23 protein-coding genes and 1 tRNA gene are annotated in these 25,642 nt (G+C 64.8%); 13 read left to right on the forward strand and 11 right to left on the reverse strand.

Annotated features, from left to right (window positions below):
- Positions 1-3: 3 nt before the first annotated feature.
- The gene (locus QX132_RS14805; protein WP_315739705.1) at positions 4-1,065 is read right to left on the reverse strand and encodes a sn-glycerol-3-phosphate ABC transporter ATP-binding protein UgpC; all 1,062 of its coding nucleotides are present in this window, start codon (positions 1,063-1,065) and stop codon (positions 4-6) included.
- A gap of 304 nt (positions 1,066-1,369) precedes the next feature.
- Here QX132_RS14805 and QX132_RS14810 point away from each other — a divergent pair, with 304 nt between their 5' ends.
- The 7 genes from QX132_RS14810 (at position 1,370) to QX132_RS14840 (ending at position 7,944) form a co-directional block, all read left to right on the forward strand.
- Positions 1,370-2,449, forward strand: coding sequence for a LacI family DNA-binding transcriptional regulator (locus tag QX132_RS14810; protein WP_315776866.1), 1,080 nt, complete (start codon positions 1,370-1,372; stop codon positions 2,447-2,449).
- A 137-nt stretch (positions 2,450-2,586) separates the two neighbouring features.
- On the forward strand, positions 2,587-4,410 hold the full coding sequence (locus QX132_RS14815) for an IlvD/Edd family dehydratase (RefSeq protein WP_315776867.1): 1,824 nt from the start codon (positions 2,587-2,589) through the stop codon (positions 4,408-4,410).
- Positions 4,411-4,548: 138 nt separating this feature from the next.
- A complete protein-coding gene (locus QX132_RS14820; RefSeq protein ID WP_315757943.1) occupies positions 4,549-5,283 on the forward strand; it encodes an SDR family oxidoreductase in 735 nt (244 codons plus the stop codon).
- A 115-nt stretch (positions 5,284-5,398) separates the two neighbouring features.
- Positions 5,399-6,145 carry an SDR family NAD(P)-dependent oxidoreductase gene (locus tag QX132_RS14825; protein ID WP_315739701.1) on the forward strand — a complete coding sequence of 249 codons (747 nt, stop codon included), beginning with the start codon at positions 5,399-5,401 and terminating at the stop codon, positions 6,143-6,145.
- A gap of 207 nt (positions 6,146-6,352) precedes the next feature.
- The gene (locus tag QX132_RS14830; protein ID WP_316161702.1) at positions 6,353-6,742 is read left to right on the forward strand and encodes a GFA family protein; all 390 of its coding nucleotides are present in this window, start codon (positions 6,353-6,355) and stop codon (positions 6,740-6,742) included.
- A 55-nt stretch (positions 6,743-6,797) separates the two neighbouring features.
- Entirely contained in the window at positions 6,798-7,478 is a 681-nt protein-coding gene (locus QX132_RS14835) for a site-2 protease family protein (protein WP_315757946.1), read from the forward strand.
- 61 nt (positions 7,479-7,539) lie between these two features.
- Positions 7,540-7,944, forward strand: coding sequence for a hypothetical protein (locus QX132_RS14840; RefSeq protein ID WP_315739726.1), 405 nt, complete (start codon positions 7,540-7,542; stop codon positions 7,942-7,944).
- Positions 7,945-7,965: 21 nt separating this feature from the next.
- On the opposite strand, the gene QX132_RS14845 is transcribed toward QX132_RS14840, so the two are convergent.
- From QX132_RS14845 to QX132_RS14875, 7 genes are all read right to left on the reverse strand, one after another.
- The gene (locus QX132_RS14845; RefSeq protein ID WP_315739698.1) at positions 7,966-8,754 is read right to left on the reverse strand and encodes a TonB family protein; all 789 of its coding nucleotides are present in this window, start codon (positions 8,752-8,754) and stop codon (positions 7,966-7,968) included.
- 16 nt (positions 8,755-8,770) lie between these two features.
- Positions 8,771-9,238: a TonB system transport protein ExbD gene (gene exbD / locus QX132_RS14850; RefSeq protein ID WP_315776871.1), complete on the reverse strand. Its 468-nt coding sequence runs from the start codon at positions 9,236-9,238 to the stop codon at positions 8,771-8,773.
- Positions 9,239-9,244: 6 nt separating this feature from the next.
- The gene (exbB, locus tag QX132_RS14855; protein WP_316161703.1) at positions 9,245-10,183 is read right to left on the reverse strand and encodes a tonB-system energizer ExbB; all 939 of its coding nucleotides are present in this window, start codon (positions 10,181-10,183) and stop codon (positions 9,245-9,247) included.
- Between the two features lie 11 nt (positions 10,184-10,194).
- Positions 10,195-10,884: a Fe2+-dependent dioxygenase gene (locus QX132_RS14860; protein WP_316161705.1), complete on the reverse strand. Its 690-nt coding sequence runs from the start codon at positions 10,882-10,884 to the stop codon at positions 10,195-10,197.
- Between the two features lie 2 nt (positions 10,885-10,886).
- On the reverse strand, positions 10,887-13,307 hold the full coding sequence (locus QX132_RS14865; protein ID WP_316161706.1) for a TonB-dependent receptor: 2,421 nt from the start codon (positions 13,305-13,307) through the stop codon (positions 10,887-10,889).
- A gap of 239 nt (positions 13,308-13,546) precedes the next feature.
- On the reverse strand, positions 13,547-13,807 hold the full coding sequence (locus QX132_RS14870) for a hypothetical protein (protein WP_315739693.1): 261 nt from the start codon (positions 13,805-13,807) through the stop codon (positions 13,547-13,549).
- Between the two features lie 379 nt (positions 13,808-14,186).
- Positions 14,187-14,648 carry a MarR family transcriptional regulator gene (locus tag QX132_RS14875; protein WP_315739692.1) on the reverse strand — a complete coding sequence of 154 codons (462 nt, stop codon included), beginning with the start codon at positions 14,646-14,648 and terminating at the stop codon, positions 14,187-14,189.
- 158 nt (positions 14,649-14,806) lie between these two features.
- Between QX132_RS14875 and QX132_RS14880 the strand changes: the two genes are divergently transcribed.
- The 5 genes from QX132_RS14880 to QX132_RS14900 all read left to right on the forward strand — a co-directional run bounded on the left by QX132_RS14880 (position 14,807) and on the right by QX132_RS14900 (position 22,516).
- Positions 14,807-15,976 carry an efflux RND transporter periplasmic adaptor subunit gene (locus QX132_RS14880; RefSeq protein ID WP_315739691.1) on the forward strand — a complete coding sequence of 390 codons (1,170 nt, stop codon included), beginning with the start codon at positions 14,807-14,809 and terminating at the stop codon, positions 15,974-15,976.
- Positions 15,973-19,119 carry an efflux RND transporter permease subunit gene (locus tag QX132_RS14885; protein ID WP_315812297.1) on the forward strand — a complete coding sequence of 1,049 codons (3,147 nt, stop codon included), beginning with the start codon at positions 15,973-15,975 and terminating at the stop codon, positions 19,117-19,119. The genes QX132_RS14880 and QX132_RS14885 overlap by 4 nt, the downstream gene beginning before the upstream one ends.
- Before the next feature lie 392 nt (positions 19,120-19,511).
- Positions 19,512-19,585 (forward strand) — tRNA-Gln (locus tag QX132_RS14890).
- A 313-nt stretch (positions 19,586-19,898) separates the two neighbouring features.
- Positions 19,899-22,127 carry a tetratricopeptide repeat protein gene (locus QX132_RS14895; protein ID WP_316161708.1) on the forward strand — a complete coding sequence of 743 codons (2,229 nt, stop codon included), beginning with the start codon at positions 19,899-19,901 and terminating at the stop codon, positions 22,125-22,127.
- A gap of 230 nt (positions 22,128-22,357) precedes the next feature.
- Positions 22,358-22,516 carry a hypothetical protein gene (locus QX132_RS14900; protein WP_315781062.1) on the forward strand — a complete coding sequence of 53 codons (159 nt, stop codon included), beginning with the start codon at positions 22,358-22,360 and terminating at the stop codon, positions 22,514-22,516.
- 39 nt (positions 22,517-22,555) lie between these two features.
- On the opposite strand, the gene QX132_RS14905 is transcribed toward QX132_RS14900, so the two are convergent.
- Positions 22,556-23,077, reverse strand: coding sequence for a hypothetical protein (locus QX132_RS14905; protein WP_316161709.1), 522 nt, complete (start codon positions 23,075-23,077; stop codon positions 22,556-22,558).
- Positions 23,078-23,286: 209 nt separating this feature from the next.
- On the opposite strand from QX132_RS14905, the gene QX132_RS14910 reads away from it, so the two are divergent.
- Positions 23,287-23,736: an NUDIX hydrolase gene (locus QX132_RS14910; protein WP_316161711.1), complete on the forward strand. Its 450-nt coding sequence runs from the start codon at positions 23,287-23,289 to the stop codon at positions 23,734-23,736.
- Between the two features lie 10 nt (positions 23,737-23,746).
- Here the strand turns inward: QX132_RS14910 and hpaD are convergent, their stop codons facing one another.
- Together hpaD and QX132_RS14920 are read right to left on the reverse strand one after the other, a co-directional pair.
- Positions 23,747-24,664 carry a 3,4-dihydroxyphenylacetate 2,3-dioxygenase gene (hpaD, locus tag QX132_RS14915; protein ID WP_315797647.1) on the reverse strand — a complete coding sequence of 306 codons (918 nt, stop codon included), beginning with the start codon at positions 24,662-24,664 and terminating at the stop codon, positions 23,747-23,749.
- A gap of 183 nt (positions 24,665-24,847) precedes the next feature.
- Positions 24,848-25,369 (reverse strand): Hsp20/alpha crystallin family protein, encoded by a 522-nt coding sequence (locus QX132_RS14920; RefSeq protein ID WP_316161712.1) that lies wholly within the window; start codon positions 25,367-25,369, stop codon positions 24,848-24,850.
- Positions 25,370-25,642: the final 273 nt, after the last annotated feature.

The following is a 25,642-nucleotide window of genomic DNA, read 5'->3' on the forward strand; positions in this document are numbered from 1 at the left end:
TGGTCAAATTCTCCGGCCGCTGTCCTTGTCGAACAGATGCGCCGCCGACGCGCGCGGACGCAAATGGATCTTCGCCCCAGGATTGACCTCGTGGCGATCGCGGAACACCGCGATGATGTCCTGGGTGCCGATGCGGGCGACGATCTGCGTCTCCGAGCCGGTCGGCTCGACCACGACCACTTCGGCCTCGATGCCGTCATCGGCGAGTTCGAGATGCTCGGGCCTGACGCCGTAGACGACGGGGCGGCCGTCGGAGGCAGCCGGCGCGGTGAGGATCGGCAGCCTGGCGCCGTTCTCGGTCTCGACATAGACCGAGCCGTTGGACTTGAGGTGGCCGTTGAGGAAGTTCATCGCCGGCGAGCCGATGAAGCCGGCCACGAACTGGTTGTCCGGCTTGTCGTAGAGATCGAGTGGCGAGCCCATCTGCTCGACGATACCGTCGTGCATGACGACGATCTTGTCGGCCATCGTCATGGCCTCGATCTGGTCGTGGGTGACGTAAACGGTGGTGGTCTTGAGCCGCTGATGCAGCTCCTTGATCTCGGTGCGCATCGCGACGCGCAGCTTGGCGTCGAGGTTCGACAACGGCTCGTCGAACAGGAACACCTGCGGATCGCGCACGATGGCGCGGCCCATCGCGACGCGCTGGCGCTGGCCGCCGGAGAGCTGGCGCGGATAGCGGTCGAGCAGCGGCGTCAGCGCCAGGATCTCGGCGGCGCGCGCGACGCCCTTCTTGATGTCCTCGGGCCGTGCGCCGCGCAGCTTCAGCGAGAAGCCCATGTTGTCGGCGACCGTCATATGTGGATAGAGCGCGTAGTTCTGGAACACCATCGCGATGTCGCGCTCTTTCGGCTGCACGTTGTTGACGACGCGCTCGCCGATCGAGATGGTTCCGGCGGTGATGTTCTCGAGCCCTGCGAGCATGCGCAGCAGCGTCGACTTGCCGCAGCCGGACGGCCCGACCAGCACGACGAACTCGCCATCCTCGATCGGAATCGTCACGCCGTGCAGCACCTCGAATCCGCCGAATGATTTGCGCACGTCGCGAATTTGCACCGACGACATCAATTTCCTCCTCAAAGACCGACAGCATTGGCTGCTTGCCGGCGGCATTCTGACCGTTGTTCTCGGCCGTTTGATCAGGCCGCTTGTCGTTTTGTAGTCTTGGTCGTGCAGTCTTGTTTTTGGTGGCCTTGTTTTTGGTGGCCTTGTTGTTGGCTCTGGTCGCTCCGACTGGATCTGAAACAAGGACCAGCTCGGCTGACATTGTCCGCAGTTCAGTTCGCTTCCGCAATGCCTCGCTTAGCAACCGCGTGATAGCGCTGTCAATATCGCTTGTGTACCAGACCGCCTATGCTATGAGCGAGGCATGGGACGGAAACGCATCGAGCCGGGCAAAGTCCGGCTGACCGAAGTTGCGGCACTGGCGGGCGTCAGCCCGATCACGGTGTCACGCTTCTTCCGTAATCCCGCCACGGTCTCGGCCGGCCGCCGCACGCGGATCGAGAGCGCCGCCAAGGAGCTCGGCTATGTGCCGAACCTCGCCGCCCGCGCGCTCGCTTCGCAGCGCACCGAAGTGATCGGCGTGCTGATACCGTCCCTCACCAATAACGTGTTCTCCGACGTGCTGCGCGGCATCTATGACGCGTTCGAGGGTAGCCGCTACAGCATCCAGCTCGCCAACACCCGCTACAGCGTGCTGCAGGAGGAACGCCTGTTGCGGCTGTTCCTGATGCAGAAGCCGGCCGGGTTGATCGTGACCGGTCTCGACCAGACGGCGGAGAGCCGGTCGATCATCCAGGCAGCGGACTGTCCCGTCGTGCAGATCATGGAGCTCGGCACCGACCCGATCGACATGATGATCGGATTTTCGCATGTCGATGCCTGTTTTGCAGCCATTTCACACCTTCTCGCGCAGGGCTGCCGCCGCATCGGCTTCATCGGCGCCCGCATGGACCCAAGGGTGCAGCGCAGGCTGCAGGGCTATCAGAACGCGATGAAGGAGGCCGGCTTGTTCGACCCGCGTCTCATCGTCACGGCGCCTGTTCCGACCTCGACCACAATGGGTGGCAGCCTGTTCTCCGATCTGCTGATGAAGGCGCCGGATCTCGACGCGGTGTTCTGCGCCAATGACGATCTCGCCCTCGGCGTGCTGTTCGAATGCCAGCGCCGGCACATCGCGGTGCCCGAGCAGGTCGCGATCGTCGGCTTCAACGACATGGAATTCATGGCCGCGGCGGTTCCGACGCTCACCAGCGTGCGCACCAATCGCTACGAGATGGGCCGGCGCGCGGCAACGATGATCATGGACGCCGTCGAAGGGCGTCCCGTGGCGGAGCGCGTCGTCGATCTCGGCTTCGAGGTGATCGAACGGCAGAGCTCGACCTTGCAGCGCGCCGCCGCAAGTCCCCAGCCCGCGTCGGGGCGCGCTTCCGGAACAAAATGGTAGCGCAACCAAAAACCATGAATTAGAACCACTCGAACCAACAACGACTTGAACGAAAGACGTAGGCGATCTTCGACAGCGGGCCACGGCGCGCAGACGACGGACCGGCCTCGCCACGTTTGCACTGCGGGAGAAAGCACATGACGAAGTCGAACGGGCATGCCGGCAACGGCGCTGACAAGAGCCGCAAGCTGCGCTCGCAGGCGTGGTTCAACGATCCGCACAATCCGGGCATGACCGCGCTCTATCTCGAGCGCTATCTGAATTACGGCCTGACCCGCGCCGAGCTGCAGTCGGGCAAGCCGATCATCGGCATTGCCCAGACCGGCAACGATCTCTCGCCCTGCAATCGCCATCACATCGAGCTGGCGCACCGCGTCCGCGAGGGCATCCGCGCCGCCGGCGGCATCGCGATGGAATTTCCGACCCATCCGATCCAGGAGACCGGCAAGCGCCCGACGGCCGCGCTCGACCGCAACCTCGCTTATCTCGGCCTGGTCGAAATCCTGTTCGGCTATCCGCTCGACGGCGTGGTGCTGACGACCGGCTGCGACAAGACGACGCCGGCCTGCTTGATGGCCGCGGCGACCGTGAACATCCCCGCCATCGTGCTCTCGGGCGGCCCGATGCTGAACGGCTGGCACGAGGGTCAGCGCACCGGCTCCGGCACCGTGGTGTGGAAGTCGCGCGAGCGGCTCGCCGCCGGCGAGATCGGCTATGAGGAGTTCATGGAGATCGTCGCCTCCTCGGCGCCCTCGGTCGGCCATTGCAACACCATGGGCACGGCATCGACGATGAATGCGCTGGCCGAGGCGCTCGGCATGTCCCTGCCCGGCTGCGCCGCGATCCCAGCGCCCTATCGCGAGCGCGGCCAGATCGCCTACGAGACGGGAACACGCATCGTCGACATGGTGTGGGAGGACCTCAAGCCCTCTGACATTCTCACCCGCAAGGCGTTCGAGAACTGCATCGTCGCCAACTCCGCGATCGGCGGCTCGACCAACGCGCCGATCCACATCAACGCGCTGGCGCGCCATGTCGGCGTCGAGCTCGACATCGACGACTGGCAGAAGTTCGGCCACGACGTGCCGCTGCTGGTCAACATGCAGCCGGCAGGCTTCTATCTCGGCGAGGAATTCCATCGCGCCGGCGGCGTGCCGGCCGTGATCGGCGAGTTGATGCGCCACAGGCGCATCCACGAGGACGTCATCACCGTCAACGGCCGCAGCATGGGCGAGAATTGCCGCGAGGCGCCGAAGCCCGACGGCGACGTGATCTGGTCCTACGACAAGCCGCTGGTGAAGGACGCCGGCTTCCTGGTGCTGCGCGGCAACCTGTTCGATTCCGCGATCATGAAGACCAGCGTGATCTCCAAGGAATTCCGCGACCGCTATCTCGTCAACCCGAAGGACCCCAACGCGTTCGAGGGCCGCGCCATCGTGTTCGAGGGTCCGGAGGACTATCACGACCGCATCGACGATGCGTCGCTTGCGATCGACGAGCACTGCGTGCTGTTCATCCGCGGCGCCGGGCCGATCGGCTATCCCGGCGGCGCCGAGGTGGTCAACATGCAGCCGCCGGCGGCGCTGATCAAACGTGGCATCCTGTCCCTGCCCTGCATCGGCGACGGCCGGCAGTCGGGCACCTCGGGCTCACCGTCGATTCTCAATGCGTCGCCGGAGGCCGCCGCCGATGGCGGGCTCGCAATCCTCAAGACCGGCGACCGCGTGCGCATCGACCTCAACAAGGGCTCGGCCAACATCCTGATCTCGGACGAGGAGCTCGCGAAGCGGCGCGCCGAGCTGAAGGCCAAGGGCGGCTTCCCGCACCCCGCCAACCAGACGCCTTGGCAGGAGCTCTATCGCAACACCGTGGGCCAGCAGTCCACCGGCGCCTGCATGGAGCTCGCCACGCGCTATCACAACATCGCCGGCACCGTCGGTGTGGCGCGGCATAATCACTAATCACAACGCACAAAGCCAACCACTGTCATTGCGAGGAGCGAAGCGACGAAGCAATCCGGAGTCCTCGTTCGGCACCTGGATCGCTTCGCTGCGCTCGCGATGACGGAAGACATCAAATCGCATCTCCAGGGAGACCCCATGTCCGACCGTCTCAAGGGCAAGCGCGCCTTCGTCACCGCCGCCGCTGCCGGCATCGGCCGCGCCTGTGCCATTGCCTTCGCGCGTCAAGGCGCCACCGTATTCGCCACCGACATCGATGAGAACGGCCTGAACACGCTGAAGAGCGAAGGCATTGCCGAGGTCGCGACGCTCGACGTGCGCAACACCGCGGCCGTGAACGCGATGGCCGAGCGGGTCGGCAAGGTCGAGATCCTGCTCAATGCCGCCGGCTTCGTGCATAACGGCACCATCCTCGACTGCTCCGACGACGACTGGGATTTCTCGTTCGATCTGAACGTCAAGTCGATGCATCGCACGATCCGCGCCTTCCTGCCGAAGATGCTCGATCAGGGCGGCGGCGCCATCGTCAACATCGCCTCCGCCGCGGGCGTGTTCAAGGCGGCGCCGAACCGCTACGTCTACGGTGCGACGAAGGCGGCCGTGGCGGCGCTGACGCGCTCGGTCGCAGCCGATTTCGTGGGCAAGCGCATCCGCTGCAACTGCATCTGCCCGGGCACGATCGAAACGCCCTCGATGCTGGGACGCGCGGCCTCGGCCGGCCCGAACGGACTGGAGATGTTCATCTCGCGCCAGCCGATGGGCCGGCTCGGCACGGCCGAGGAGATCGCCCATCTCGCGGTCTATCTCGCCAGCGACGAGAGCGCGTTCACGACCGGCGTAGCGCATACCATCGACGGCGGCTGGACGCTGTAGTTCTGCTCCGTCATTCCGGGGCAGCGCGCAGGGCTGAACCCGGAATCTCGAGATTCCGGGTTCGCGCTGCGCGCGCCCCGGAATGACGACAACAAAGATCGACCGGGGAAACATCATGAACCACATCGACCTTACCAACCGCTGCGCCGTGGTCACCGGCGGCGCGCAGGGCTTTGGCCGCGCCATCACCGAGCGCTTCAAGGCCTCCGGCGCCAAGGTCGCGATCTGGGATCACGACATCGCGCTGGCGGAGAAGACCGCGCAGGCGATCGGTTCGGAGGTGCTGGCGCTGCAGGTCGACGTCACCGACACCAAAGCGGTCGAAGGCGCCCGTGACGCGACGCTGGCCGCGTTGGGCGGCATCGACATCCTGGTCAACAATGCCGGCATCGCCGGCATCAACAAGACGGTGTGGGAGACCGATCTCGAGGAGTGGCGCAAGGTGCTGCGCATCAATCTCGACGGTCCCTTCATCTGCGCCAAGGCGATCGTGCCGGTGATGCTGAAGCAGGGCTATGGCCGCATCGTCAACATCGCCTCGATCGCCGGCAAGGAGGGCAACCCGAACGCTGCGCACTACTCGGCGTCCAAAGCCGGCCTGATCGCGCTGACCAAGTCACTCGGCAAAGAGCTGGCGCAGCACAACATCACGGTCAATGCGGTGACGCCCGCCGCGGCGAAGACCGCCATCTTCGACCAGATGACGGAAGCGCACATCAATTTCATGCTGTCGAAGATCCCGAAGGGCCGCTTCGTGCTGGTCGAGGAACTGGCCGCGCTGGTGTCGTGGCTCGCCTCGGAAGAATGCTCGTTCTCGACAGGCGCCGTATTCGACATTTCCGGCGGCCGCGCAACTTATTAGTTTGGTTAGTTTGGTACGTCCCATGTGTAGGGTGGGCAAAGGCGCCGTCGCAGACGGCGACGTGCCCACCATCGGCTTTCGCCCATCAGGACGGTGGGCACAGCGCGCGGGAGATTTTGCGAGAACACAGGCATGACTGCCTCGTGCCTTTGCCCACCCTACACGTCTCGCTGACGACACGGATTTTTGACCCATGGAGCTTGCCTGATGACCCACCACGGCGGCTGCTTCTGCGGCGCGGTGCGCTTCCAATGCACCGGCGAGCCGATCAACGTGCGCGTCTGCCACTGCCGCAACTGCCAGCGGGCGACGGGCGCGCCGTTCTTCGCCCGCGCGCTGTTCGCGCACGACGCGCTGACGATCACCGGCGAAACCGCGCGCTTCCCCTCCTCCGACGCGCTCGACCGCATGTTCTGCCCGCGCTGCGGCGTCAGGCTGTTCTCATGGCGCAAGACGCGCCCGGTGGTCGGCGTGGCCCTGGCCTGCTTCGACGACCGCAACGCCTTTGCCCCGACCGAGCACATCTGGGTCTCGGAAAAGATGGATTGGGTGCAACTCAACGACAGCCTGCCGCAATTTCCGGAGAATCCCGCGTAGCATCGGGGAACCATCGTGCCTATGTAGGGCCGTAACGCGTCCGGAACCCCGATCCTTGAACATCTCCCTCTACGGCATCTCCGTCTGGATCCTGCCGATCATCATCGCCATCACCTTTCATGAGGCCGCTCACGCCTTCGTCGCCTGGCGCTTCGGCGACGACACGGCGTTGCGACTCGGTCGCGTCAGCTTCAACCCGCTCAAGCACATCGATCCGTTCGGCACCATCCTGCTGCCGGGCATGCTGCTGCTGTCCGGCTCGCCGTTCCTGTTCGGCTACGCCAAGCCGGTGCCGGTCGATTTTCGCAATCTGCAGCCGCTGCGGGCCGGCATGGTGATGGTGGCGCTCGCGGGCCCGGCGACCAACATCGCGCTGGCGCTTGCGGCCGCCCTGGCCTTTCACCTCATGCCGTTCGTGCCGGCCGGGGGCGCGCAGTGGGTTGCCCACAACCTGCTGAATGCCTTCTCGTTCAACATCCTGCTCGCCGTGTTCAACATGCTCCCGATACCGCCGCTGGACGGCGGCCGGGTCGCGGTCGGCCTGCTGCCGTCGGTGCTGGCGCGGCCTTTTGCCCGGCTCGAGCCCTATGGCATGCTGATTCTGATCGGATTTTTGATCCTTCTGCCGCTGGCGGGTTCCCAGTTCGGTCTCAATCTTGATCTTGTGTCGGGGCTGCTCCGCGCCACGACCGATTCTCTGAAGCAGCTGCTTCTGTTATTGACGGGTAACGTCTAAATCTACCCGTCAGGGATGGTAACGAACGAGCCCCGAGGCACTCTTGGTCAAAGCCGCCGACATGATGATCGCACGCCGCGCCGACACCCGCGCCCGTGCCGATTTCGCGACCTGGAAAATGATCGCAAAGCTGAACGGCGCCTCCGGCCTGCCGCCGGCGGCGCAGGACTTCCTGGCAAGCTACAAGACCCGCCTCGGCGACATGTCGGAGGACGAGGCCACCGAGGCCACCATCCGCGAGATGTACAAGGCCTATTATGCCGAGATGGGCGGCGGCGGCGCCCCGCCCGAAGTCAAGCCGGTCGCCGCCGAGCCGGTGACCGACAACGTCACCGCCTTCCGCAAGCTGCCGCCGAAGCCGAAGGCCGCGCAGAGCGGAACGACCGCTCCGCGCAAGCTGCCGGTCGCGCTGATCTTCGCCGCGCTCTGCGCGGTCTATGTCGGAGTCAGGCTGTATTGGCAGTGAGGTCAGCCGAACCCTACCCGCTCATTTCGGCGGGTTGAACTTGACCGGCAGGATGAAGGAGAATTCGTCGTCGGTGAGGCCCGCGGGAGGCTTTGGCACGGGATCCGAACGGCGGACCATGCTGACGGCGGCCTGATCGAACTCCGGATCGCCGGACGTTTCCCTGACGTCCACCGAGACGACACGGCCGAGCCGGTTGAGCACGAGCGCCAGCTTGAGCTGGGCCGCAACCTTCTTTCCGGATGGATACTTCTTGTGCAGTTCGAAATAGGCGCTGATCTTGCGGCCCCAATTGGCCGTCAGCCTTTGCACGTCCTTGCCGATGCCGGCATTCGGCGCTTTGGTCTTCTCGGCTTCAGGAACCTTCTCGTCCAGGGCCTTGCGCGCCGTGTCCTCGGAGGCTTCCTGCGCCTCTGACGCCTGTGTCTGGACCGTCGCGACCTTCTGCTCCTCGGTCGGCTTCTTCACGTCGGAGGTCGTGACCTCGCGGTCGGCCTCCTCGGTCGTGGTCGGGACATCCTTCTGCAGATCGGTCTGCTCGACCTCGGCCTTCTGCTCCTGCATCTGCGGAGCGGCGGTCTGCGCCACCGAGTCCTGTCCGACCGGAACCTCGTCGTTCTCGACCTTCGGCGAGCCCATGTCGATGTCGATGACCTCAGCGCCCGCCGCGCCGAGGCCGCCGGCGTCCTCGTCGTCCTTCAGATGCGTCAGCGCCAGTGCGGCGCCGCCGACATGCAGCATCAGCGCGCCCATGATGGCCAGAAACCACAGACGGCGCGAGGGGGAGTGCCCGATGTCGAGGTCGCTCATCACAAGCCAGCGCCCCTCACGGCTGCGCGGGCTGGGCCGGCGGCACCTGGGCGGCCGCGGCAGGCGGCGCTTCCAGCGCCACCAGCTTGATCTTGGTGTAGCCGCCGGCGCGCAGCAGCTCCAGGACTCCCATCAGCTCGCCATAGGGCACCAGCTTGTCAGCGCGCAGGAAGATCGGCCGGTCCTTGGGCTGATCGGTCATGGCGTCGAGCTCGCGCACCAGGTCGACGCGTTTGACCAGGTTTTCCCCGATCGCCAGCGACAGGTCCGGCTTGATCGAGACATAGGTCGGCTTGTCCGGCTTCTTCTGCGGCGTGGCGCTGGAGGACGGCAGGTCGATCGGCAGGTCGACGGTCGACAGCGGCGCCGCCACCATGAAGATGATCAAGAGCACCAGGATGACGTCGATGAACGGCGTCACGTTGATGTCGTGGGTCTCGTCGAAATCGTCGTCGAGATCGCCTTCGGAGAGCGAAACGGCCATCGCCTGCTACTCCGCCGCGCGCACGTGAATGCCGACCTGGCTGCGGTCGAGATCACGCGACAGCAGGCGGCCGGCGGCGCCCGATGCGCGGTTGACGAGCTCGAGATAGCCCTTCGTCACGCGCGAAAAGTGATTGTAGATGATGACGGCCGGGATCGCGGCGGCAAGCCCGATCGCGGTCGCCAGCAGCGCCTCGGCGATGCCCGGCGCGACCACCGCGAGGTTGGTGGTCTGCGATTTGGAAATGCCGATGAAGCTGTTCATGATGCCCCAGACGGTGCCGAACAGCCCGACGAAGGGCGAGATTGCGCCGACCGTGGCGAGCAGGCCCATGCCGACGCGCACGCGCCGGGCCTCGGCACGCACGATCTCGGTGAAGCTCGAGGCCGCGCGCTCCTTGATGCCCTCATCGCTGTTCAGCCCTGCCGACAGCCGGGCCTCCGATATCGCCGCCTGCAGCAGTACCGCCGCAACGTTTCTTCCATGGCCGAGCGCGAGCTGCGCTTCCGCCAGCGACTTGGCGCCGGTGAGCTTGCGCAGCGCGCCGACGAGCCGCCGGCGCAGCACGGAAAACTCGATGCTCTTGGCAATTAGGATCGCCCAGCTCGCGACCGAAGCTAGCGCCAGCGCGATCATGACCGCTTTGACGACCATGTCGGCCTTGAGGAACATGCCGAGTGGCGACAGCTCGTCGAGTCCGGTGGCAACCGACTTGCCGCTTCGGGTGCCGCTCTCTGCGCCGGCCGGCGCAGCAGCCGTCGGCGCGGCCTGGACCGATGCCGGTGGTGCCATCGTGTGTGCCGTGCCCGGCGCCGTCGCGGACGGATCGGTCGAGACCGCCGGGGCGGACCTGGCCGGCTCCTGCTGCGCATATGCAGGTAGCCCCGCAGCAACAGACAGACATGACAGGACGATTGCAAACCTAACGAGGAACGATGTCATCATATCTCGGCCCATTAGACCTCGGCCCATTGCCGGATCAGATTGTGATAGATGCCGGTCAGCTTGACAGCATCGGGATCGTCCCTCCCGAGGCGTTCCGCCAAGCTCTGGATCGCCGTGTCCAGATCGAAGATCATGCTCCGGACGTGGGCATCCCGTATCATGCTCTGCATCCAGAAAAAAGAGGCGACCCGGGCGCCGCGCGTGACCGGCGTGACCATGTGAAGGCTCGATGACGGATACAGCACCGCGTGCCCCGCGGGCAACTTGACTTCGTGCGAGCCGTAGGTGTCCTCGATCACAAGCTCGCCACCGTCATAGCTGTCGGGCTCGACCAGGAACAAGGTCATCGACAGGTCGGTGCGGATGCGCAGGCCGGTCAGCGGATCGCCGCGCACGGCATTGTCGACATGGATGCCGAAATGGTCGCCGCGCGAGGCGGTGTAGCGGTTGAACAAAGGCGGAAAGATCTGCAGCGGGATCGCCGCCGACAGGAAGCGCGGATTTTTCGTCAGCGCCGTGATGATGCGCTGGCCCAGCACCCGCGCCGCCTCGCCGTCGGGCGGCAACTGCTCATTGCGCTTGACCATGGCCGACTGCGCCCCGGCCGTCGAGCGGCCGTCCTCCCACTCCGCCGCATCCATGATGCGGCGGAAGTCGGCCACCTCGTCTTTCGACAGAACGTCGGGGATGCAGATCAGCATGATCAGAACTTCGCAGTGGTGACGATGTAGAAGGCGCGCCCCGGGGCCACGGCGACGAACGGCACCGCGCTCCGATACAGCGTGTCGTAGTACAGCTTGTTGGTCAGGTTCTGGGCATAAAGCTTCATGGTCCAGTGCGCGTCGAGCTTCTTCTCGACGAACGCGTCGAAGCGCCAGTAGCTCGGTAGCTCGTTGCCGGTGTTCGCCGCGAAGGTGCCGCCATAGACCTTGGAGCGGTAGACCGCCTGCCCGCCGATCTCCCAGCCATTGTCGAGCTTGTACTTCGACAGCATGCTGAACGACTGATGCGCGATGTTGGCGAGCTGCAGGCCGATGTTGGAAGCGACGCCACTCTGCGTGACCTTCGACTGCATCAGCACCAGGCCGCCGAAGATGCTCCAGCGATCGGTGAGCTTGCCTTCCGCCTCGATGTCGATGCCCTGGATGCGGTAGGCCGCGCCCGAGGTGAGCAGGCCGCCGACGGTCTCGCGGGCATTGTCCTTGGTGGTCTGGAACAGCGCGGCTGAGACCAGCAGATGGCGGTCGACCAGCTCCCATTTGGTGCCGAGCTCGGCGGCCTTGTTGCGCTCCGGCCCGAGCAGCACGGCGGTGTTGGCGGGCACGCCGCCATAGTCGGTGCCGGTGGCGTCGAGCTCGGAGCCGAACGGATTGGCCGAGGTCGCATAGGCCGCGTAGATGCTGCCGATCGGCATCGGCTTGTAGACCAGGCCGACATTGTAGTTGACCAGGTCGGCGTTCATCTTGAGGTATTTCGGCGAGTTCGTCGACGAGCTCATGGTGTAGCCGTCATAGCGCACCCCACCGTTCAGGATGACCGTGTCCTGCCAGTTGGCCGTGTCCATGACGTAGACGCTGTTGGTGTTGACGCCGTAGCGCGTCGGGTTGCCCACCAGCGACGGCGTATTGCTGAATGGGATGTAGGTGTACTGCGGCGAGTACACGTTGACGCCGGTGACCGCGCCCGAGCTGGTCGAGCCGCCGCCGAACAGTTCGGACGAGAGGCCGGTGTAGCGATCGATCGAGATGTTCTCGTTCGAGAACTCGGTACCAAGCACCGCCGTGTGCTTGATGCCCCCCGTATCGAGCTTGAACGTCGCATCGTTCTGGTTCGCCCACACGTCCACCGTCTGGTAGCGGCTCTGCGCGCTCGCCGTGGTGGTCCAGAGCAGCGGATTGGGGCTGGTCGTGTTCGGATTCTGCGGCAAGGTGCCGATATAGTTGAGCAGCGAGTGCTCGCCGCGGAACTTGCTGCTGAGGGTGATCGCCTCGTTGACCTTGTACTCGGCCGCGGCAGTGCCGAAATCCTGCCGCGCCGTCTGGAAGTCGCGATTGAGGAAGCCATACCAGGTGCCGCGCGGAATGCCCGCGGAGGTCACGGGGACGTTGCCTTGCTTGTAGTAGGGTACACCGAAATCCGGATAACCCGACAGATCGGTATGGACATAGTTCGTCGTGATCTTGAGATCGTCGATCGGCGTCCACTTGGTCGAGAGGAAGGCGCCCCAGCGGTCATCGGTGACGTAGTTGCGCCCCGCGACGTTGGAGTCCTGGAACAGACCGCCGGTGCGCACCGAGAAGGTTGGCGAGATCACCTGGTTCACGTCGAGTGTGACGCGCTTCTGCTGGTCGGTGCCGAACTCGGTATCCATCCGCTTGAAGTTGGTATCGCCAGCCTGCTTGGTGACGATGTTGATGGCGCCGCCGGCGGTGCCGCGTCCGGCATACGAAGAAGCCGGGCCGCGCAGGATCTCGATCTGCTCGGTGAAGAAGTTCTCGCGGATCGACACCGCGGGATCGCGGATGCCGTCGATGAACACGTCGTTGCGGGCATCGAAGCCGCGAATGAAGAAGCGGTCGCCGAACGCATTGCCGCCCTCGCCCGAGCCGAGCGTGACGCCGGCGGTCGAGCGGCCGATCTCCTTGAGCGCCGTGATGTGCTTGTCCTGCAGCACCTCCTTGCTCATCACCGTGATGGTCTTGGGCGTATTCAGGAGCGGCTCAGGAAACTTGCCCGACGCCTGCACGCGGTTGACCTTGTAGGGCTCGGCTGCGTCCGCGTAAGGGTTGGCGTCCGGCGCAGACAGCCCGCCCGCGTTCGGGAACGCCACCGCGGCCTGCTGCGCCGCCTGTTGACGGGCCGCCGCGCGGCGCAGGGCATTGCGCGCGCGGACCTGCTCGGCGGTCGGCTTGGAGGACGTCGGCTTGGCGCGCGCGATCGGCGCGTCGACGTTGACCGGGGGCAGGTCGGAAGCCGGCTGCGCCTCGGCCGAGGACATCGATGCCACCGCCATCAGCCCGGCCACCGCCGACACCTTGGTGACGGAGGGCCCCTCTCCTCGTCCGTCATTGACCTTCATCGCTGCGACCCCACGCAGCGAACCCGGTGCTCTCACCTGTCCCATTTTATTTTCACGCGCCCCAGATTTTTTCGTTCCACATCGCGAACGCGGATCATTTGCGTTGCAACGATGTGTCGTTGGTATCGGGCGCGTTTCAGGGGGTCAATTTGAGGAGCCCTAATTTGGCCTTGAATAGTTCCAGATCAAAACAATTCTAAAACGCTCAACTAACAACATGCGGAACTTGAAATCATTCTAAACAGCGCGAATTGACTCGCGCTGCCGTCGAATCGCTGCGCTTGTCAGTTCGACGAGCCAGCCGGCTCGTCGCTGCTCGGCGGCTTCATCAGCGAGAACAGCTCGTCCACGGTCTGCACCGCGATCTGGCGCACGCGATCGGAATCATCGACCCCCGCGATCCGCACGCCCTTGACGACGGCCCTGATCTCATCGCGAAAATCGGTCAGGAAGCGCAAGGGATCGCGCTGCTCGTTGGCGACGCGCGCGATCAGGCCGGTGACCAGGATCTGGCACGCGAGCATCTTTCCATTCAGTTCTTCCATCGTGAGCTCCCCATTCGCTATCGTCGCACGGCGCATCGTCGGGCGACGCAGCCTCGCTCCGGTTGAATCCTGCCCTGCCCGACGGCACCATGACGGCGGCCGGGACTCATCGGCTTCTAATCAGCTCCCATCGGGCGCGACAAGACGGCGAGAATAGGTCGGAGTGCGGCTTTCGCACGAGAGACCCGCGCGGTCGGCGACAGATCCGGCGCGGCGCGCTGGCCGACGATGGCGGCAGAGGAATGCCGCAGACCGCCCTGCTCTCGCGCAGGCCGCACGGCGGCAATGGCAAGCTTCTGCGCCATTTTTCGCACTCAAGATGTTTTAGTAGAACGGCGCAACTCAAGATGGGATCAAGACGGTCCGCGCTGCGGCTCGGCTATTTGAGCGCGACCTCGGCTTTCGGATCGGATAGCGTCTTGATCCGATCCTTCAGGTCCCTGAGCGTGGACAGGCTGGTCGCGACGGCCTCGTCCGGAATGTCGTGCAGAACCTCGCCGGCAATCGCATCGCGCAGCTCGTCGAGATCATCGACGAGCTTTCGTCCCGCGGCGGTGAGATGGAGACGGTTCGCGCGGCGATCCCTCGGATCGTGCCGGCGCTCCAGCAGCCCCTGCTCGACCAGCCTGTCGAGCAGACGCACCAGCGAAATGGGCTGCAGTTCCAGCACTTCTGCGAGATCGACCTGTGACATCCCCTCATGCGCGCGCAGCCGAAACAGCACCACCCATTGTGCGCGGGTCGTGCCGCGCTGTTTGGCACGATGATCAATATAGTTGCGCAGGATGCGCGAGCTTTCGACAAGCTGCGCAACGAGCTGACGTCTCATATCCAGCGACATGGCTGTGAACTCCCTTGCGATCCCTCGAAGCTTGCCGATTGTTTAGGTTTGTCCACGCGCTCGTGTGTTTACACATTAATTGCGTGCGTACTATATCTGGCGTGCTGGGAATGGTTTTAAAGACCGGTTATCCTGTTCGTCTCAGCATGTGGGCCAGCATGAAGACATCGCGAACCATAGGTTGGATCCTGCTGCTGGCGGCTCTCGGCGGCGCCGGCTATTACGGCTGGCAGCGCTATCAGGGTGCCGAGGCAGCGAAGAAGACGGCTGCGCAGAAATCGGCCGGGCCGCAGGCCGTTCGAGTCTCGACCGTGCTGGTCCAGAAGACGGACTTCCCGGTCTTCCTCACCGGCCTGGGGACCGTGCAAGGCTTCAATACGGTCCAGGTCCGCACCCGCGTCGACGGCCAGATCGACAAGATCGCCTTCACCGAAGGACAGCTCGTGAACGAGGGCGACCTGCTGGTCGAGATCGACCCGAGGCCATTCCAGGCGGCGCTCGACCAAGCCAAGGCCAAGCGGGCGCAGGACGAGGCCAATCTCAACAACGCCAATCTCGACCTGCAGCGCACCACCAAGCTCGGCGAGTTCGCGACCCGGCAGCAGCAGGACACGCAGCGCGCCACCGTCGCGCAGCTCACCGCTCAGATCGCAGCCGACGACGCCGCGATCGCCAATGCCCAGACCCAGCTCAGCTACACGCAGGTCAAGGCGCCGATCTCCGGCGTCGCCGGCCTGCGCCAGGTCGACATCGGCAACATCGTCAATGCCTCGACCCAGACCGGCATCGTTTCGATCGCGCAGATCGAGCCGATTGCGGTGATCTTCACCGCGCCGGAGGAGCAGTTGCCCTATATCAACGAGGCGCAGAAGGTTGCTGCCCTGAAGGTGATTGCGCTCACCACCGACGGCAAGAAACAGCTCGCCGAAGGCAAGCTGATGGTCGTGAACAACCAGGTCGACACGTCGAGTGGAACGATCCGGCTGAAGGCGGTGTTCGACAACAAGGACCACGTGCTGTGGCCCGGACAGTCGGTGTCGACGCGGCTCCTGGTGCGGACGCTGAAGGACGCCACGGTGGTTCCCGACGACGCCGTCCAGCATTCGACCAACGGGCTCTATTCCTACACGGTGAGCCCGGACAACAAGGCCGAGCTGCGCAAGGTGAAGGTCGGCGTTTCGATCGATGGCCGTACCGTGGTCGAAGAGGGGCTGACCCCCGGCCAGCAGGTGATTACGGGCGGTCAATTCAAAGTGCAGCCAGGCTCGGTCGTGACCACCGCGGTGGCCAGCTCGGAGCCGGCGCCAGCTAAGGTCCGGCAGGAATGAACGGCGGCGGCATCTCGGCACCCTTCATCAAATACCCCATCGGCACCTCGCTGCTGATGGCAGGTATCCTGTTCATCGGCCTCGTCGCCTACCCCCTGCTGCCGGTCGCACCGCTGCCGCAGGTCGACTTCCCGACCATTCAGGTCACGGCGAACCTGCCAGGCGGCAGCCCCGAGACCATGGCGACCTCGGTCGCCCAGCCGCTGGAGCGGCAGTTCGCCCAGATCCCGGGCATCGCCCAGATGACCTCGACCAGCTACCTGGGCACCGCATCGGTCACGATCCAGTTCGACCTCAATCGCAGCATCGACGGCGCCGCCAACGACGTCCAAGGCGCAATCAATGCCGCCTCCGGCCAGCTGCCGAAGAATCTGCCGTCGCCGCCGACCTACCGCAAGGTCAACCCGGCGGACTCGCCGATCCTGCTGCTGTCGGCGACCTCCGAGACGCTGCCGCTGACCACCGTCAGCGACGCGGTCGACGCCGGTCTCGCTCAGCAGATCAGCCAGATCTCGGGCGTCGCCCAGGTGATCATCGGCGGCCAGCAGAAACCATCCATCCGCATCCAGATCGACCCGGCCAAGCTCGTCGCCAAGGGGCTGTCGATGGAGGATGTGCGCAGCCAGATCGCGATCACCACGGTCGACGCGCCCAAGGGCAACATCGACGGCGAGCGGCGGGCCTATACGATCTACGCCAACGACCAGCTCACCGAGTCGAAGGACTGGAACGACGTCATCATCGCCTACCGCAATGGCGGCCCGCTGCGCATCCGCGACATCGGCAAGGCTGTGACCGGAGCCGAGGACGCCAAGCAGGCGGCTTGGGCCAATGGCAAGCGCGGCGTGTTCCTGGTGATCTTCAAGCAGCCCGGCGCCAACGTCATCGAGACCGTTGACCGCATCAAGGGGCTGTTGCCGCGGCTGGTCGCGGCGATCCCACCGGCGATCAAGATCGATCTCATCTCCGACCGCACCACCACCATCCGCGCCGCCGTTGAGGACGTTCAGTTCACGCTGATCCTGACCATCTTCCTGGTGGTGATGGTCATCTTCATCTTCCTGCGCAGCTTCTGGGCGACGGTGATCCCGACCATCACAGTGCCGCTGGCGTTGCTCGGCGCCTGCGCGATGATGTGGGGGGTTGGCTACACGCTCGACAATCTGTCGCTGATGGCACTGACGATCGCGGTGGGCTTCGTGGTCGACGACGCCATCGTCATGCTCGAGAACATCTCTCGCTATGTCGAGGAAGGCGAATCGCCGATGGCCGCCGCCTACAAGGGCGCCAAGGAGATCGGCTTCACCATCGTGTCGATCTCGATCTCGCTGGTCGCGGTGCTGATCCCGCTGCTGCTGATGGGCGGCATCATCGGCCGGCTGTTCCGCGAATTCGCGGTCGTGCTGGCGATGACCATCTTCGTCTCGATGTTCGTGTCGCTGACGCTGACGCCGATGATGGCCTCGCGCTTCCTGCGCAACGAGCACGCCGCGCAGCACGGCAAGTTCTACCAATGGAGCGAGGCCGCGTTCGACGCGATGCTGCGCGCCTATGAGAAGGGGCTCGATCTGGCGCTGCGCTGGCGCTTCGCCACCTTGATGGTGTTCTTCGCCACGCTCGGATTGTCGGTCTATCTGTTCATCCTGATCCCGAAGGGCTTCTTCCCGCAGCAGGACGTCGGCCTGATCACCGCGACCTCGGAGGCCTCCCAGGACATCTCGTTCAAGGCGATGCAGTCGCGCCAGGAGGCGCTCGCCAACATCGTAATGGCCGATCACGACGTCGCCAGCGTGGCCATGGCAATCGGCGGCTCCGGCCGCGCCGGCAACAACGGCAACATGTTCATCACGCTGAAGCCGCGCGAGGAGCGCAACGCGACGGCGCAGCAGATCATCACCCGCCTGCGGCCGCAGCTCGAGAAGGTCGAGGGTGCGCGGCTCTACATGCAGGCAGCGCAGGACATCCGGCTCGGCGGCCGCCCGTCCCGCACCCAGTTCGAGTTCACCTTGCAGGATCCCAACGTCGCGGAGCTGAACGAATGGGCGCCGAAGATCCTTGAGAAGATGCGTTCGCTGCCGCAGCTGCGCGACGTCGCCACCGACCAGCAGGCCGACGGCACCACCGTGCAGCTCACGATCAACCGCGACACCGCCTCGCGGTACGGCATCTCGCCGCAGCTGATCGATGACACGCTGTATGACGCGTTCGGCCAGCGCCAGGTCGCGCAGTACTTCACCCAGCTCAACTCCTACCGCGTGATCCTGGAGATCCTGCCTGAGCTGCAGGGCAACATCGACACGCTCAACAAGCTCTACGTGAAATCGCCGACCACCGGCGACCAGGTGCCGCTCTCGACCTTCGCCAGTTGGACCAACGTGCCGGTGCGGCCGCTGTCGATCAGCCACCAGGGCCAGTTCCCGTCGATCACGATCAGCTTCAACCTCGCCCAGGGCGTCGCGCTCGGCCAGGCCACCGATGCGGTGCAGCGCGCGATGGTCGAGCTCGGCGCGCCGGCAACCTTGAACTCGAGCTTTCAGGGCACTGCGCAGGCGTTCCAGCAGTCGCTGTCGACCGTGCCGCTCTTGATCCTCGCCGCCCTCGTCGTGGTCTATCTGATCCTCGGCATCCTCTACGAGAGCTACATCCACCCGATCACGATTCTCTCGACGCTGCCCTCGGCCGGCGTCGGCGCGCTCGCGATCCTGATGGCGTTCGGCTACGATTTCAGCCTGATTGCGCTGATCGGCGTCATCCTGCTGATCGGCATCGTGAAGAAGAACGGCATCATGATGGTCGACTTCGCCATCGCCGCCGAACGCGACCAGCATCTGCCGCCGGAGCAGTCGATCCGCCAGGCCGCCCTGCTGCGCTTCCGTCCGATCATGATGACGACCATGGCCGCGCTGCTCGGCGGTGTGCCGCTGATGCTCGGCAACGGCACCGGCTCGGAGATCCGCCAGCCGCTCGGCTATGCGATGGTCGGCGGCCTCATCGTCAGCCAGATGCTGACGCTGTTCACGACGCCGGTGGTCTATCTCTATCTCGACAAGGTCAACAACGCCTTCGCGCGCTGGGGCCGCACGCATATCGACCACGAGCCCGAGACCGCAGCGGCAGGTCCGGTCAAGGAAGCGGCGGAATAATCCGCCGCTTCTTGTCGCCTACTGCCGCGCCATCTCGGCGTTGGCCACGCCCTCGCCGTCCAGGCTCTGCTCGTCCTGCATCGTCACGGTCACGTGCGAGAGCCGTCCGGTGAACGAGATCGCGGAACGGCTCGGCGCCTGCCTGGTCCTGCTGCTGGGCGCCGGCCAGGACGGGCTGCGAAAGCCGCGGGCCGCGAGAGGCGGGCGCTAGACCCCTGCCGGCCCGTGGCGCGGCGGCGGCCAGAGCACGTTGGAAATCCGTCATCCAGCGGCTTGCCAAAACCTGAGACATGCGGGTAGAAGGACCCGTCGCCGCGGCCCTGCTTTGCCGGCCGGCGCGCAAAACGGTGCCAGACAGTCCGGCAATTGCTTGAAACTGCAGGGCATTCCGTTGGGGAATGGTGTAACGGTAGCACAACAGACTCTGACTCTGTTTGTCTTGGTTCGAATCCAGGTTCCCCAGCCATTTCGGTGCTGACCCACTATTTTTGAGGTCAGCCGGTTTCGACTCGCGAACGAAACGCCACCCCGTCGTCGCGCACACTTCGTTGTTCCCGTCACTGCACCTCGGCGTCTCCGCGCACTTCGTCCTCGGAGAGCTCTGTCGATCGCAGCGGTACCTTGTTCTTCCAGATCCTCCAGCGCGATGCTTGCGATGGCGGATGGTCGACACCGCCTGACCCGACGCCGAATTGCCGGGAACACAGTCCTCCCGATTGCGAATCGGCGAAAACAAAACAACCATTGCGAGCGATGAAGCGCTCCCCGGAGGATTGCACTTGCAAAGCAGCGTTGGCTCCCGCGCCTTTCAAAACGCAAGGCTGCAGAAGCGCGCCAAAAAACAGGCGAACGTGCTGTTGCCAGCGGCCGTCAAGGCCTACCGCGAAGGCCGACATCCGGAAGCTCAGGCGCTGTGCCAGCAGATCCTGCAGGACCTGCCGCATCATTTCGGCGCCCTGCATCTGCTCGGCGTGTCCGAGCGGGATTGCGGCCGTTTCGACCAGGCGGTACTCGTCCTGACACGCGCGGTCGAGATCGACCCGCGCTCGGCCGGAGCCCAGTCCGATCTTGGTCTCTCGTTATTCCGGCTCGGCCGCTATCAGGAGGCCCGCGCTCGTTACGAACGCGCCGTCGAACTCCAGCCGAACTTCCCGGCCGCGCTCACCAATCTCGGCACTACGCTGATGAGCCTCTCGCGTTTCGAGGAGGCGATTGCTGCGCATGACCGCGCCATCGCGCTGAAGCCCGGCTATGGCGACGCCCACGCCAATCGCGGGATGGCGCTGCTGCTCACGGGCCGGTACGAGGACGCCGGCCAGAGCTTCGATCGCGCGCTTGCACTGCAGCCGCGGCTGCTGACGGCCCTGTTCGGCAAGGGCCTGGTCAGCATGAACCTGCGGAATTTCGATGCTGCACTGGCGGCGCTGACTGCGGCGCTGGCCATCAATCCGAATGCGGCCCCTGCCCTCGCCCAGCGCGGGCGGGCCTATCAGGAGCAGGGCAAGTTCGACGAGGCAGAAGCCGATTTTGACGCGGCACTGGTCCTCGAACCGTTGCTGGAAGACGCACTGCGCGGCAAGGCCACGGTTTCGCTCGTGCGCGGCAACATCGCCCTGGCGATCTCGTTCGTCGACAAGATCCTGGCGCAGAACCCGAAGCAGGAGAGCGCCTGGACCCTGCTCGGGGTCTGCTCTGCGATGCAAGGCGACATCGCCACGGCGATTGCGGATTACGACCGCGCGCTCGCGATCAACCCGAACTACGAGGACGCGATCACCAAGAAGATCTTCGCGCTGGATTTCCTGCCCGAGATTGGAGTCGAACGTCTCCAGGCAGAACGGAGATATTGGTGGGAAGCGATCGGCTCGCGATTACCCCGTGTCCAACTCGGTGGGCGAGATCTCGACCCCGATCGGCAGCTTGTCGTGGGCTACGTCTCTTCCGATTTCCGCGAGCATTCGGCGGCTCTCGGCTTCCTGCCGATCCTGCGCCATCACGACCGCGCCAAGTTCGAAATCATCGCCTATTCCTGTTCGCCGGCAAAGGACGCCAAGACGGAGTTATGCCGTTCGCAGGTCGATCGCTGGGTCGACGCCTGGCAGTTGACCGACGAGAGGCTCGCCGAGCAGATCCGGGCCGACAAGGTCGACATCCTCGTCGACCTCTCAGGGCATTCCGCCGGCCATCGGCTCACCTTGTTTGCGCGCAAGCCCGCCCCGATCCAGGTCTCCGCCGTCGGCAGCGTCACCGGCACGGGGCTGCCAGTGATGGACTATCTGCTGGCCGATGCGGTGACGATCCCGGCCGCGGTCCGGCATCTGTTTGCCGAAAGGATCTACGACCTACCGTCGCTGATCACGATCGAACCGCCGCCTCCAATTCCACCGTCGCCGCTGCCCATGCTTCGCAACGGTCACGTCACCTTCGGCTCATTCAATCGCGCCGACAAGTTTTCGGAGCCCACTCTGGCTCTATGGTCGAAGCTGATGGCTGCGACGCCGGGCTCTATGATCGTCGTCAAGAACCATGCGATGAGCGATCCCCTGCTGCGCGACCGATTGATCGCCCGCTTCGTCGCCCACGGCATCGCCGCGGAACGCCTCCGTTGCGTCGGAAAGACGTCGCGCGAGGAGCATCTTGCGACGTTCGCCGATATCGACATCGCACTCGATCCGTTCCCGCAAAATGGCGGCATATCGACGTGGGAGTCACTGCAGATGGGCGTGCCTGTCGTCACCAAGCTCGGCAGCACCCCCTCGGCACGGGCGGGCGGCGCGATCGTCAAGGCAGTCGGCCTCGATGCGTGGGTCGCCGATGACGACGAAGGCTATCTCGCGACAGCGCTGAAATTCTGCTCGCGGCCCGGCGAGCTTGCCGCGCTCCGTGCCGAGCTGCCCGCCAGGGTGTTGAATTCAGCCGCCGGAAACGGCGCGCTCTACACGCAGCATGTGGAACAGGGATACCGGACGTTCTGGCGCGACTATTGCGCACGAGCGACGACCGGCTAGCGCTTGAATCAGATCTGGTCCGGCCGGCACAGCGTCGCGCCCGTGCGCCGTTCGACCCATGCCGACGCTTGCGGTGCATCGATGACGCAGTCCCGCCGATCATCGTCGGCTCGCCGTCACGATCCCGCCAACGTGCGCCCGATCACGGAATTAACCCGTCATTCACCACGATCCTCATCTAGCCGGAACGATGCAATTTGCCTCAAATTGTCTGGCCAGGGAGACGGGACATGACCAAGCTGACGGACCTCGACGACCAGATTGAGCGGGCCGAGCGGCTCGAGCGGAGCATCACGGACACGCTGACGATCGAGCGGCTGCGCCAATTCGCGGCCAAGTGCCGGCGCGAGCGCGAGCGGCTGTCGCAGCACCGGCAGCACGCGGCCTGAGGGGTTTGATCCGCTTTCGTCGGCGGCGGACGCGGCCGCTCACGAGCAGGTCGTCACCATGTTGGTGCAGAGCTGCCGGGTCCAGCCGATGCCTTTCTTCATGCGGATCTTGGCGAAGTCGCCGAAGCAGCCGAGCAGTTCGACAGCCTGGTCGCCGTTCGCATGCGGATCGAGCTTCGGGCTCGAGGCGGCATGGTCGCGATAGATCACCGCACCGTTCTGCAGGTCGCCGACGCCCACCACGCTCCGATGCACGAAGCCCCTGCCCTGAAAGATCACGCTCTCCTTGCCCTGATCGACGTCGTTCAGCACGGCCCGGTCGATCTCGAACCAGTCGCCCTGCTGCGCGGTGAGATGCACGACGATCCAGCCGTCGCTGGTCGGATTCTTCAGCCCCTTGATGATGCTGCCGCCCGGCTCCGCGCGGACATTGGCGCCGTTCGGATCGCGGTCGGCGATGTCGACCTCGACGTTGCAGGCTTCGCGATGAGGCGCCTGCGCAGCGGCCACGCTCGGCGCCGCGAGCAGCGCCGTCAGCAACAGAATTTTCGTCAGCGTCATGCGGTCAACCGGCCTCGGATTCCTCACGGATTGGTCGTGCCGCGAGCGCCGCAGTTCAACGCCGCGCGATAGGCGACGGCGCCGGGCCCGCCATGCGCATCGGCTGCCTCGATGGAGCCGGGCCATGGGTGCGGCCCTCACGCAAGACTGCCTGCTTCATTCGAGAAGGTGTTATGCTTGCACGAAGCTGACCCGAAAAAAGTCGTCAGATGCGTGAACGCCCCTCCGCCCGCCTGCTGGTGCTCGATCCCCACGACAGGCTTCTGCTGTTCAAGTTCGTCCACCTTGCCGGCGCGCTGACTGGGACGCAGTTCTGGGCCACGCCGGGCGGCGGCGTCCATCCAGGCGAGAGCTACGAGGCCGCAGCCTGCCGCGAGATGTTCGAGGAGACAGGCATTTGCATCGACGACCCTGGGCCGCAGATCGCGCAGCGCTTGGTCACCTTCACGATGGTCGATGGCGAGGAGGTCAGCTCGGACGAGCGCTATTTCCTCATCAGAGTTGCGTGCGCCGACCTGTCGTCGATGCACTGGACCGAACTCGAGCGCGCCGCCATCGCAGGACAGCACTGGTGGCGGGAGGCCGAGCTCGCGGAAACGGCCGACACCGTCTACCCCGAGGACATCATCGACATATTGACGCGTGCACGCGTGTGGTGACGGCTCCCTGCTACAGCCGTCCGCCCGCAAGCGCCGCAGCGCGCGGGCGGCCGATGTCGTCGAGCACATGCGGCATCGGGGTCACCGGGAAGACCGCGTTGATCTGGCCCGTCCCAGACGACGGGAAGAACGGCGTCACCACCTCGACGCCGCGGTCGTAATGGTTCCAGCCGAGCGCGCCGAGCAGCATGGCTGTATCGTGCATGAAGCCCTCGCCATGGCCCTTGCTGGCATATTCCGGCAGCATGTCGCAGAAATCCGGCCACTCGCCGTGCTCCCACATCTGGATCACCTCGTGGTCGAGCCGCTCCAGGAACGGGCTGAACATGCGGTCGCGATACTCGTCGGCGGTGCCGTTCTGGGCAAAGCGATGGCTCAGCGAGCCCGAGGCGAAGAAGGCCACCGTGCCGTCGTAATGATCCTCGACCGCGCGGCGGAACGCCCAGCCGAGCTTGGCGCTGTCGGCGAGATAATGCGAGGTGCACAGCGCCGAGACGGATACGACCTTGAAGTGGCGGTCGGGGTTCATGTAGCGCATCGGCACCAAGGTGCCGTATTCCAGCGCCAGCGACGTCGCATCGTGGGCCATGGTGGCAACGCCATGGGCGTTGGCGCCCTCGGCCAGGATGTGGCCGAGCTCCGGGTTGCCGTCGTATTCATACGTCATGTTGGCGATAAAGTGCGGCAGCTCGTTGGAGGTGTAGAGCCCCTCGAAATGCGGCGCGCAATTGATGTGGTAGCCGGCATTGACCAGCCAATGGGTGTCGAACACGACGATGGTGTCGACGCCGGCCTCGCGGCAGCGCCGGCCGATCTCGATATGACCGTCGATCGCCGACTGTCGCTTGCCCTTGGCCGGACCATCCAGCTCGCTGAGATACATCGACGGTACATGCGTGATCTTGGCCGCCAGTGCGAGCTTGCCCATCCTCTCGTCTCCCTTCCGGTCGTTCCCCGGTCCGGCATCGCCGACCGTTTGCTTGGGAGGCAGATTACCCCTGCAGCTCCGCGAAAAAAAGGGCCGCGCGCGCGGCCCTTCCTCGGCGTCCAATCCATCGTCTGTCCCATGATCATGGGACAGCGCGGCGCGCTTGCGCGACTCCGCGCCCGGTCAGGCAGCCTTGATGTCGATGGTCTTGGCGGCCTTCTGCACCTCGGGCTTCTTCGGCAGGGTGACCTTGAGCACGCCCTGCTTGAACACGGCCTCGATCTTGTCGGTGTCGACGCCGTCAGGGATCTGGAAGGAACGTTCGAAGGATCCGAAGCTGCGCTCACGGACGTAATAGTCCTTCTTCTTCTCCTCCTTTTCCTCCTGCTTCTCGCCCTTGATCGAGAGCACGCCGCTCGCAACTTTCACCTCGACGTTCTTCTCGTCGAGGCCCGGCAGCTCAGCCGTGACCTCATAGGCATTGTCGTGCTCGGCGACGTCGACCGCCGGCGCCACGGCAAAGGACCGTGCGCGGGCCAGATCCGGCAGTTGGTCGAACAGCGACGGCGTGCGCCAGATCCCGCCATGGAAGTCCTCGAACACGCGATCGATCTCGCGGCGCAGGTTCTCGAACGGCCGCCATCCCTGCATGGATGGCGCACCTGCCTTCTCGGTGTTGACGGGCAGCTTGGTAGGTTCAGCCATGACATCATCCTCCTGCTTCACGCGAGGATCAGGTCCGCAACGGCATGGGCGCGACCGATTTCGTTCGACGAGATCGGCGGCATCCGCTCCCTCGCGCTTGACGGGCAAAATATAGCAGGCACGCCCGGGTTCCAGATTGCTGCGATCAAATCGCTGAGCGGCTGGACGGGTTCGGATCGGCGTGGGACCATCCACTTGGCTTTCGGCAATCTTTCGGCACCGCGCGCCCAGAGCTGAAGAGCCTTACAGGAAGAGCCTCCAGGAAGAGCCTTG

This window comes from Bradyrhizobium sp. SZCCHNRI20481 (assembly GCF_032485055.1).
Lineage (GTDB): Bacteria > Pseudomonadota > Alphaproteobacteria > Rhizobiales > Xanthobacteraceae > Bradyrhizobium.